This is a genomic window from Pseudomonas sp., from assembly GCF_041601375.1.
GTDB lineage: Bacteria > Pseudomonadota > Gammaproteobacteria > Pseudomonadales > Pseudomonadaceae > Aquipseudomonas.
On sequence record NZ_JBFIIG010000170.1, the window covers coordinates 1 to 9,348 of the forward strand.

The window sequence follows — 9,348 nt, forward strand, 5'->3', positions numbered from 1 at the left end:
GACGATATCGCCAGCATGCTCGACGACGTGGCACTGATGACCAAGGTCGCGGCGAAGAAGACGGCCGGCGTGCTCGGCGACGACCTGGCCCTGAATGCCCAGCAGGTCTCGGGGGTCAAGGCCGAGCGCGAGCTGCCGGTGGTCTGGGCGGTGGCCAAGGGCTCGTTGCTGAACAAGCTGATTCTGGTGCCGGCGGCGCTGGTCGTCAGCCTGCTGGCGCCCTGGGCGGTCACGCCGCTGCTGATGCTCGGCGGCGCTTTTCTCTGTTACGAAGGCTTCGAGAAACTGGCGCACAAGCTGCTGCACAGCCAGGCTGAAGAGCAGCAACACAAAGCTGAGCTGACGGCGGCGCTGGTCAACCCCGCGGTCGACCTGGTCGCCTTCGAGCGCGACAAGATCAAGGGCGCGGTGCGTACCGACTTTATTCTCTCGGCGGAAATCATCGTCATCAGCCTCGGCACCGTGACCGGCCAGGCGCTGGGCACCCAGCTCGCCGTGCTCGCCGGCATTGCCCTGCTGATGACCGTCGGCGTCTATGGGCTGGTGGCCGGCATCGTCAAGCTCGACGACGGCGGCCTGTACCTCTCCCAGCGCACTGGCAGGGGCCTGGGCGGGCGCCTGCAGCGCAGCCTCGGTGCCGGCATCCTCAGCGCCGCGCCCTATCTGATGAAGAGCCTGGCGGTGATCGGCACCGTGGCCATGTTCATGGTCGGTGGCGGTATCCTCAGTCACGGCATCCCGGCCGCTCACAGGCTGATCGAAGGCTTCGCCCACGGCCTGCAAGCCGTGCCCGCGTTCGGCGCTGCGCTGGCGGTGATTACCCCGACCCTGCTGGACATGCTGCTGGGCGTGCTGGCCGGCGCGCTGGTGCTGGTCGGCGTCACGGCACTGGGACGCCTGTACCGGGTGTTCAAGCCGGCCTAGGCGACCAGGGACCGGCTGACGGGGCTAATCGACCCGCTCAAGCATCTGTGGGTAACGCGCCAGCAGCGTGCCGAGGTCGCGCTCCATGGCGCCATCGGTCTGGCCGTCATTGGCCATCAGCCATTGCACGCGGTCGAGGGTGTCGGGCGCCGCCATGTCGGCGGCGAAACGCTGCGATTCCTCCACCAGCGCCGCGCCATCGGCGGCGCTGATGCTGTCCACTAGGGCCTTGATGTGGGCGATACCGGCGGCCGGAAAACTGGCGATGCGCCGCGCCTGCGCCTGGATAAAGCCCTCCAGCTCGGCATCTGGCACGGCGCGGTTGATCCAGCCGTAGCGCTCGGCGGTGTCGGCATCGAAGTCGGCACCGCCCAGGCACACTTCCAATGCGCGGCCGCGGCCGAGCAGTTGCGCCAGGCGCACCGTGCCGCCGGCACCCGGCAACAGGCCAACCGCGACTTCCGGCTGGCCCAGCACGCCGCGTTCACGGGAAGCGAAGCGCATATCCAGCGCCAGCAGGAACTCGCTGCCGGCCCCCCGGGCGCGACCGCGCAACTCGCCGATGGTCACCTGCGGCAGGCGGCTGTAGCGGCCGAACAAGGCGCTGAGCAAACTGGCCTGGCCTTCCGGCAATGCCGGCGCAGGCTGGCCGAGCTGACTGCCGAGGTCGTAATGGGCCAGGAAGAACTCGGGGTTGGCGCTGCGGAAGATCACCACGCGGGTCTGCGCATCGCTTTCCAGGACCTTGGCCAGGTTGAGCAGATCGATGACCACCTCGCGGTCGACCAGGTTGATTGGCGGGTGGTCGAAGGTGATGCTGGCCACGCCGTCGTGGTCATGCCGGGTCAGGGTGCGGTAGGCGCTCATGCTTGTTCTCCTCGCTGGATAAGCCTGAGGGTGCGGTGGGGCAGGGGCGGGCCTCAAGCACTATCCACTTGGCTGATGCCGACCTGTCCGGTGTGGCGTCGATCGAACCGGCGGCGGACGCACGAGCAGGCGCCTCGCCACTGACCACGGCTCAGGTGCGGATCGGCGGCCGGCGCTGTAACGCCCTGAGCCCTCGGCGATCCAATGGGCTGTAGCGTGGCCGGGGATGATCCCGGTCCGCCGCGTGGCGCGTCGTCTGCAACGGGCCGAGGCGTGGCTGCCAATGCCGCGAAGGAGGGTAAAGCATGAGCGTAGTGGCCTGTGTGGCAATGGCGCTGCTGATGGGGTATGCCATCCAGCGCGGCGGCACCTGCATGGTCGCGGCCCTGGAGGAAGTGGTGCAGCAGCGTCGCTGGACGCGCCTGCGGGCCTTGCTGGAGGCCTCGTTGTGGGTGTTCGGCGGCTTCGTCCTGCTGCGCGTGCTGGGCCGCCTGCCGCAGCTGCCGATGGGCTATCCCCTGCATTGGCACGCGGCGTTCGGCGGGGCCTTGCTGGGGCTGGGCGCCTTGCTCAACGGCGGCTGCGCCTTCGGCGTAGTGGCGCGGATCGGCTCCGGGCAGTGGGCCTGGCTGGCCACGCCGCCGGGTTTCCTGCTGGGCTACGCCCTGATCGAGCGCTGGAGCGGCCCGGCGTCGGCCATGCCGCTGGCGCTGCCGGTGTGGTTGCAGGCGATTCCCATGGGCTGGGGGCTGCTGGTCGTCGCGGCGGCACTGGTGCGCCTGGCCTGGCTGCTGTGGCGCGCGGCCGGGCGCTGGCGCCTGGGCCGGCGAGTCTGGTCGCCGCACCAGGCCACCCTGATCATCGGCCTGGTGTTCCTGCTGCTGTTCGTCAATGTCGGTGCCTGGGCTTATACCGATGTCCTGGCGGAACTGGCGAGCGGCCGCTTCATGCAGCTGGGCCTGCGCGGCTGGCTTGTGCCGGCCATGTTCGCCGGAGCCTTGTACGGCGGCTGGATGGCGGGGCTCTGGCAGCATCGTTGGCCCAGCCTGGTTACCCTGGTGCGCTGCTTCGGCGGTGGACTGCTGATGGGCGCGGGCGCCACCCTGGTGCCCGGCGGCAACGACAGCCTGATCCTGTTCGGCATGCCGTTGCTGTGGCCCAACGCCTGGCTGGCCTTCGCCAGCATGTGCGCGGTGGTGCTGCTGGCCTTGTGGTTGCGCGAGCTTTGGCAGCGAGCGCGCACCTTCGGCCTATAGTGCCGCGGCGCAACTGGGCCGGCAGTGAGAGGGTTACACACAGGGCACTCGCCACTCGGGGGCGTACCTACCGAACCATCGATTTCGTCGGTAAATATGTCCTACTCGGTCGCATCTTCTATGACCGTGCTTTTAACCGGGCCCTCTCTATCTTTCCTTCCTGGCAACGATAAACACCGACTCCTTACCCGGCTGCCATTCGTAGTCAATGCTAAAACCGGCATCGATCAACATGGACACAAGCTCCTGCTTATCGAAGCGATTCACATGAGGGGCGAACCCCAAGACCTGCATAGCCGGAATCAACAGTCGCCAGTACAGCTTCAACTCAGCGATCAGCACAGTGCTGGATACAAATATGCCCCCAGGCTTCAGCAACGCATTCACTTGGGAAATTGCCGCCTCTGCATCCTCCAGAAGATGCAGTATGTTGAGTCCAAGCACGGCATCAAAACTTTCAGCTTGCAACTCCAGGCTATCCAGTGTGCCCTGTCGGAAGAGGGCGTTCTCAATACCTGCATCGCGCGCTTTCCGTGCCGCGATATCCACCATCTTGCCCGATATATCAGTGGCGAGAATATGCTTGACGTGGGGCGCGTGGACAATGGCCGTGGTCCCGGTACCGCAGCCGAATTCGAACACGGACCAGTCGGGCCGCAAGTACTGCTGTGTGATCGCCAGCTTCTTTTGATAGCTCTTCTCGTCCTTTATTGGGCTTTTGGCGTAACGAGGCGCAACCTTGTCCCAGAACTTTTGCGGACTCTTCATCTTGCTGCTCCCTATTCGACCTTTGCTGCCTTGCTTTACCTCATGATGGGCTAAATAAAGCCCACCCATCCTGCCCTTCGACAACCAGCAAGCCCGCAATGGCTTGCACCCGTGCATGAACGTTAGGATCGAAGAAATGCCCCGGTCAGCCTTCGTCCGCCAAGGCCAAGCAGGCGTTTGATCCTGTCTGCCGCAGCACGGCGGGGCCCGTCAGCACAATGCGCACCAGATCTGCCTGGCGGGTAGTACCTACCCTGGCCGCGGCAGATTTGAACTGGGCGCGTACCGTATGCAAGGAGATTTGCTGGCGTTCGGCATATTCTTGGGGTGTTAGACCATTGACCAATGCCTCGGTCAGGCGCGCCTCTGCCGGCGTCATACCATAGAGACTGCGTAGCATCTGCGCCAGTGAGCCGATTGTCGCTTTCGGATCACTGAAGAACGCTGCCGCCGCACTGCGTTCGCCGAACGGTGAGGTCCAACTGGGTAATGGTGTGATGATCAGATCGAGCTGTGCGCCACCGAGACCACGCAGGCGCAGCGCGCCACCGCTATCCCCTATATTGCCTTCACCTGTTTGCACCGCATGGTGCAGGCGAAGCTGCAGCCGCGCGTCTTGCGCAGCATAGGTCGCGCGAATGCTGCCACTCATCCCCAGGTGCAGCAGACCTGAACTTTTCGCCAGGCTGTGCGCCAGCGTATTGGCATGCAACACCTGGGCACGCTCGTCGAGCAACACCACGCCGAATGGGCTGGCCTCAAGCACGCTGATCGAGCTTTGCGACAGCGCATCGAGCCGATAAAGCCGGCGGTGCAGGGCAAAAGCGGCCTGCAAGTGCGGCATCAGCGCAGCGATGATGCGGGTTTCCTGTTCGGTATAACCACCAGCGGCTTCAGAGCGCAACAGTGTCACGTTCAGCGAGCGGTCATCGCGCTTTTCGACGATGGCGGCAGAAGAGTAGAAAAAGTCCTGATGGCGCAGCCAGTCGTTGTAGTACTCCGAGCGTTTCAGCTGGTTATCCGGATAAAGGCTGGAGGAGGTGACTACTTGCCCGCCTCGGTGTAGTCGCGGGTCTTCGGTCCAGACATTTCGTTCGGAGTAGTAGTCGGCGAAGCTGCCCAGCGCAACCGGGTCGATACCATGGACGTTGGAAATCACACCGGCGGCGCCCTCTATCTCGGCGCTGCGGTCACTGAAGTCATGGGCCCAGATAATCGCCGCATGAGAGCGCAGCCTTGCGGAGAATCCCGCCAAAAAAGCATCCCAGCGTTGGCTATCGAGTGCAGCCTCGTAAATGCTGCCGATCAGGCTTCCGAGGCCTGCGGGTTCAGAAATTCCCATCCACTGAGATCCTCGGTTCGGCACGGAGTGATGCCATCAGGCCACTCTAGCGCCCCCCCGCCTGCGCCGACAAGCAATTGCCCTTAGCCAATTTTGGGGATGCGCCGCCATGGGCCTTTGCCAAAAACTACTGGCAGCTGGCCAGTGCCGCTACTCATGTGCTTGCAACAGGTCACTTGCGTATTCGATGCCCCCGCGTACAGGCGCCTGCCGCGCAGGGATCGAACGCCGAGGCGACCGTTGCCAGAGCAGGCATGACAGGCACGCATTGCTCGCCCCCCCTAGTCAAAGCCAAAGGAAAGACTCATGACGCCTGCTACCTTGCGCAAAACCTTGCTCGCCCTCGCCGTTTCCAGCGCCACCCTGCCGACCTTTGCCGAAACCCTGACGTTTACCAATAACAACTCGATATTGGAGGAAGACACCTACCATGCCGACTCGGTAACGATTTCCGGCAGCTATCTTGGCAGCGCTGTCGATGGCAACAGAGAAGATGCCATCGAGCTGAATGGCGTCACCTTCCAGAACGGACTGACCATCGACGCCTCGATCACCATTGGCACCTCGAGCGACGACCTGGAATATGACAACTCCGACGGTGTGGATATGGGGCAGTTTGAGCCGACGGGGCAGGGGACGGTGATCCATACCGGCTTGACGATTAACGGCGACATCACGGTGAATCGCTTGCTGGCGGCAGCGGCCAACTTTGAGGACACCTTTATCTATGGCAACCTGGTCAATAATGCCAACCTGAGTGCCAAGGGCGAGCCATATACGTTCGAGGGCGAGGAGGAGGAAGTCGCCCGTGGACTGGAGTTTTCCGGCTCGCAAGCTTCGCTCGACTCCTTGATTAACAACGGCAGCATCACCGTTGAGGGCACCCGTGGCAGAGGGATTTTTTTGCTCGATAGCAATCTTCTCGATGTAATCAACCACGGCACCGTGGCGGCGATAGGCTCTGGTGCCAATGGGATCCATGTCGACAATGCGTTTCTGTATGCGATCACCAACGACGGCACCATCAGTGGTGAAAACTTCGGCATTTATATCGATGCCTTGGAAGCTGGCGAGCAGGATAATGAGGGCTACATCGAGCAGAATGGCGGGCTGATCAGCGGCGGTCAGGCGGCTATTCAGGCCAATGGCCGCTACATTGGCCTCGATTGGAAGGGCGGCAAGATCCAGGGCGATATCCTTGGGCTCGGCACTTACATGACGGTCGAGAATAATGTCGAATTTGACGGTGCGCGGATTGAAACCGCCGAGGCGGTCGAAGTCGGTGGCTACAACAGCGGCAACCCCGGTCACCTCGAGTTGTTGCAGTCGCATACGGTCATCGACGGCAATCTGTGGATCGCCGGCAACTCTTCCCTGGGCCTGAACCTGAGCAGCGCCACTCAGGCCAATACGCCGGTATTGGAAGTGTCCGGCTTTGCCGAGTTCGACCAGGGTGCGCAAATCAAGTTGAGCGCCAATGGCAATGATTTTTCCGCCCAGGGCAACAGCTACACACTGATCCAAGCCGGCAGTGTCGATGACTCCGGGCTTAGCGTGAGTAGCAGCTCGGCGTTGTTGAACGTCGATACCTTCCAGGTCTCGGGCACCCAGGTTATTGCTACGGTCACCACCAAGAACACAAGTGAAGTTGGCGAAGTCATCGCGAGCGGCGGCGCTTCGAGCAATGCGCAGGCCGCCGGTGCTGCGTTCAGCCAAGTGGTGATCAATCAATTGGCGCAAAGCGCACCTAACGACCCCGTGCGCTTAGCCTTTATCGCCGCCTCGGAAGATCCAGTGGCGCTGGCCGCGCTCGCCGAGCAACTGGTGCCAGAGGTCAGCGGCAGCTCCACCCAGGCCGCGCTAACCGGCCAGGCCCTGATCGCCAACGCCGCGGGCAACCGCACCAGTAGCACCCGCGAGGGGCAGTCCTCGGGTGATGTATTGAAGGAAACGGGTGTTTGGCTACAGGCGCTATACAGCGATGCTGACCAGGACCTGCGCGACGGCGTTGCCGGTTATAACGCCTACAGCCGCGGCATTGCCGTGGGTGCCGACGGCAAGCTGAACGACCAGCTCACAGTGGGGCTGGCCTATAGCTTCGTAAACACCGACGTCAATGGCGAGACCGGCAACAAGACCGAAGTGGACGGGCATGCCTTCACCCTCTACAGCGGCTTCGAGCAAGGTAATTTCTTCCTCGATGGCAGCCTCACCTATGGGCTCAACGACAACGGCGGCAAGCGCGAAGTAGCCAGCACCACGGCCAAGGGTGACTACGACAGCAATCTATTGGGCCTTAACCTGATTGGTGGCTACAGCTATCAAATGAGCGACGAACTGCTGGTCGAGCCGCGCCTGGCCGCTCGTTACAGCCAGGTGAATATCGACGGCTATCGTGAGAAGGGCTCTTCCGCTGCGCTCAGGATCGAGGATCAGCGTTTTGAAGTCGGCGAGCTGGGGGCGGGTGTGCGATTGGCCGGCAATTTCCCCCTCGGTCAGGGCACCCTGGAGCCGCAAGCCACGCTGATGGCGTATCACGACTTCATCGCCGATCAGGCTGCCAGCACCTCGACCTTTGTGCTCGGCGGCACGCCGTTCGTCACCTCTGGCGCCAACCCCGCGCGTACGAGCTACGAAGCCGGTGTGGGCGTGGACTATCACCTCGGCGCGGTGACCCTGGGTACTAGCTATACCTACTTGGGCAAAACCGACTTCAACGCGGACACCTTCAGCGCCAAAGTGCGTTACGACTTCTGAATTCAGCCCGCCCCCAACAAAGCCTGCTTTGGCGGGCTTTCCTTTGACCGGTGTGCCTGGACGATCAAAAAACCTGAGAGGGAGCCTGCATGGGGAAAATCGAATTGCTCGCCGTTGTTATCCTTGCCGCGCTGGTACAAGGTTGTTCTTCCGCTGTACGGCTAGAGGATTTGAGCGGCGAGGCCAGCCACAGCGTTTTGACCGTTCCGAGCGGCCCATTCCCATTGCAAGCGCTGGTACCGCAGCAGCGCAAGCAACTGAAACTGCCGATCCTGCGGGTCTACATCGAAGGGGATGGTCATGCCTGGGTGACTTCTTCTCGGCCGAGCCTTGACCCGACGCCGCACAACCCCATGGTTGCTTTGCTGGCCATCGGTGACGCCACGCCAGCGGTTTACTTGGCCAGACCTTGCCAATACATTCAGAACGATGGTTGCGGTTCGCAAGTCTGGACCGACGGCCGCTTCGCTCCAAACGTGATCCAAAGCATGAGCGAAGCGCTGGACATACTGAAGAGTACCTATCAATCCCACAGCCTTGAGTTGATTGGCTACTCCGGGGGCGGTGCTGTCGCTCTGCTGTTGGCAGAGCAGCGTGACGACGTCATTCAGATTCAGACAATGGCTGGTAACATCGACCCTGCGGCCTGGGTGGCACTGCACGGACTCTCTACACTGAGCGGCTCATTGGACCCATTGGCCCGCGTCGAGAAGCTCAAAGACATTGAGCAGCGCCATCTGGTTGGTCGATCCGATACTGTTGTTCCGCCCTCCCTGGCACGGGGGTATGCACGGAAGTTACAGGGTCGTTGCGTTGCGGTAGTCGAGGTTGATGCAACACATGATATGGGTTGGCAGACGGCATGGAGCCAGACCCGTAGCACGGCGATTCAATGTCCTTGACCCCCGTGGGCGACATCAAATCTCCTGAAGTTGGCCGTACCAACTGCCAGAGCGCCGGATATCTACTGATAGGTTCAGGTTCATTGGCAGCCAGCTACACCAGAGAGCCACGGGGGCAGGTCTTGTTTGTTGCCATGCAGGCCTATAGGCACGGCTCGGCGAGCACTCCAGTAGCTGTTCGCTCGCCGTCTTCGACGGAACGCTGGCGCACAGCAAGCTGGGTGGATCTGAAGTTCCGTAGCCCTGTTGCAATCCGGGACATGGCTAGCGGCCGTGCAATCGCTTCTCCAGATTGCATCCGGGCTACGGGAGCGCGCGCGCTTGCTGGGAGTTGTTGGTGGTCTGAAAAAATTATAGAAACAACAACGGTTACTTTCAGGTTGTTAAGAGGCCTCGCCCAGCCGCCAGGGCGCCACGCTGTCGCGCAGTAAACTGTAGGAGCCAGGGGGGCGCCTAGTTCTTGCTGCGGTTCGGCGCTTCGACGATGCTTTTGATCCGCAGATATCGCCAGATCGCCGGACCGCTGGACCGC

7 protein-coding genes are annotated in these 9,348 nt (G+C 62.2%); 4 read left to right on the plus strand and 3 right to left on the minus strand.

The window, feature by feature from the left end; translation table 11 throughout:
• A partial coding sequence (locus ABZE94_RS17670; protein ID WP_372876958.1) for a DUF808 domain-containing protein occupies positions 1 to 924 on the plus strand: 924 nt, incomplete at its 5' end.
• A 24-nt stretch (positions 925 to 948) separates the two neighbouring features.
• Here the strand turns inward: ABZE94_RS17670 and ABZE94_RS17675 are convergent.
• Entirely contained in the window at positions 949 to 1,791 is an 843-nt protein-coding gene (locus tag ABZE94_RS17675) for an enoyl-CoA hydratase/isomerase family protein (protein WP_372876960.1), read from the minus strand.
• Positions 1,792 to 2,096: 305 nt separating this feature from the next.
• On the opposite strand from ABZE94_RS17675, the gene ABZE94_RS17680 reads away from it, so the two are divergent.
• Positions 2,097 to 3,047: a YeeE/YedE thiosulfate transporter family protein gene (locus ABZE94_RS17680; protein ID WP_372876962.1), complete on the plus strand. Its 951-nt coding sequence runs from the start codon at positions 2,097 to 2,099 to the stop codon at positions 3,045 to 3,047.
• A gap of 147 nt (positions 3,048 to 3,194) precedes the next feature.
• Here ABZE94_RS17680 and ABZE94_RS17685 read toward each other — a convergent pair whose 3' ends face one another.
• Positions 3,195 to 3,815, minus strand: a complete 621-nt coding sequence (locus ABZE94_RS17685; RefSeq protein WP_372876964.1) for a class I SAM-dependent methyltransferase — start codon at positions 3,813 to 3,815, stop codon at positions 3,195 to 3,197.
• Between the two features lie 145 nt (positions 3,816 to 3,960).
• Positions 3,961 to 5,157, minus strand: coding sequence for a helix-turn-helix transcriptional regulator (locus ABZE94_RS17690; RefSeq protein ID WP_372876966.1), 1,197 nt, complete (start codon positions 5,155 to 5,157; stop codon positions 3,961 to 3,963).
• 306 nt (positions 5,158 to 5,463) lie between these two features.
• Between ABZE94_RS17690 and ABZE94_RS17695 the strand changes: the two genes are divergently transcribed.
• Positions 5,464 to 7,914: an autotransporter outer membrane beta-barrel domain-containing protein gene (locus ABZE94_RS17695; protein WP_372876968.1), complete on the plus strand. Its 2,451-nt coding sequence runs from the start codon at positions 5,464 to 5,466 to the stop codon at positions 7,912 to 7,914.
• Between the two features lie 89 nt (positions 7,915 to 8,003).
• Positions 8,004 to 8,816 (plus strand): alpha/beta fold hydrolase, encoded by an 813-nt coding sequence (locus ABZE94_RS17700; protein ID WP_372876970.1) that lies wholly within the window; start codon positions 8,004 to 8,006, stop codon positions 8,814 to 8,816.
• The last annotated feature ends 532 nt before the right edge of the window (positions 8,817 to 9,348 follow it).

What these genes read in the sequence shown, in the direction of transcription:
- ABZE94_RS17675 (WP_372876960.1), bottom strand. Translation starts at nt 1,791, where the DNA reads ATGAGCGCCTACCGCACCCTGACCCGGCATGACCACGACGGCGTGGCC.
- ABZE94_RS17680 (WP_372876962.1), top strand. Translation starts at nt 2,097, where the DNA reads ATGAGCGTAGTGGCCTGTGTGGCAATGGCGCTGCTGATGGGGTATGCC.
- ABZE94_RS17685 (WP_372876964.1), bottom strand. Translation starts at nt 3,815, where the DNA reads ATGAAGAGTCCGCAAAAGTTCTGGGACAAGGTTGCGCCTCGTTACGCC.
- ABZE94_RS17690 (WP_372876966.1), bottom strand. Translation starts at nt 5,157, where the DNA reads ATGGGAATTTCTGAACCCGCAGGCCTCGGAAGCCTGATCGGCAGCATT.
- ABZE94_RS17695 (WP_372876968.1), top strand. Translation starts at nt 5,464, where the DNA reads ATGACGCCTGCTACCTTGCGCAAAACCTTGCTCGCCCTCGCCGTTTCC.
- ABZE94_RS17700 (WP_372876970.1), top strand. Translation starts at nt 8,004, where the DNA reads ATGGGGAAAATCGAATTGCTCGCCGTTGTTATCCTTGCCGCGCTGGTA.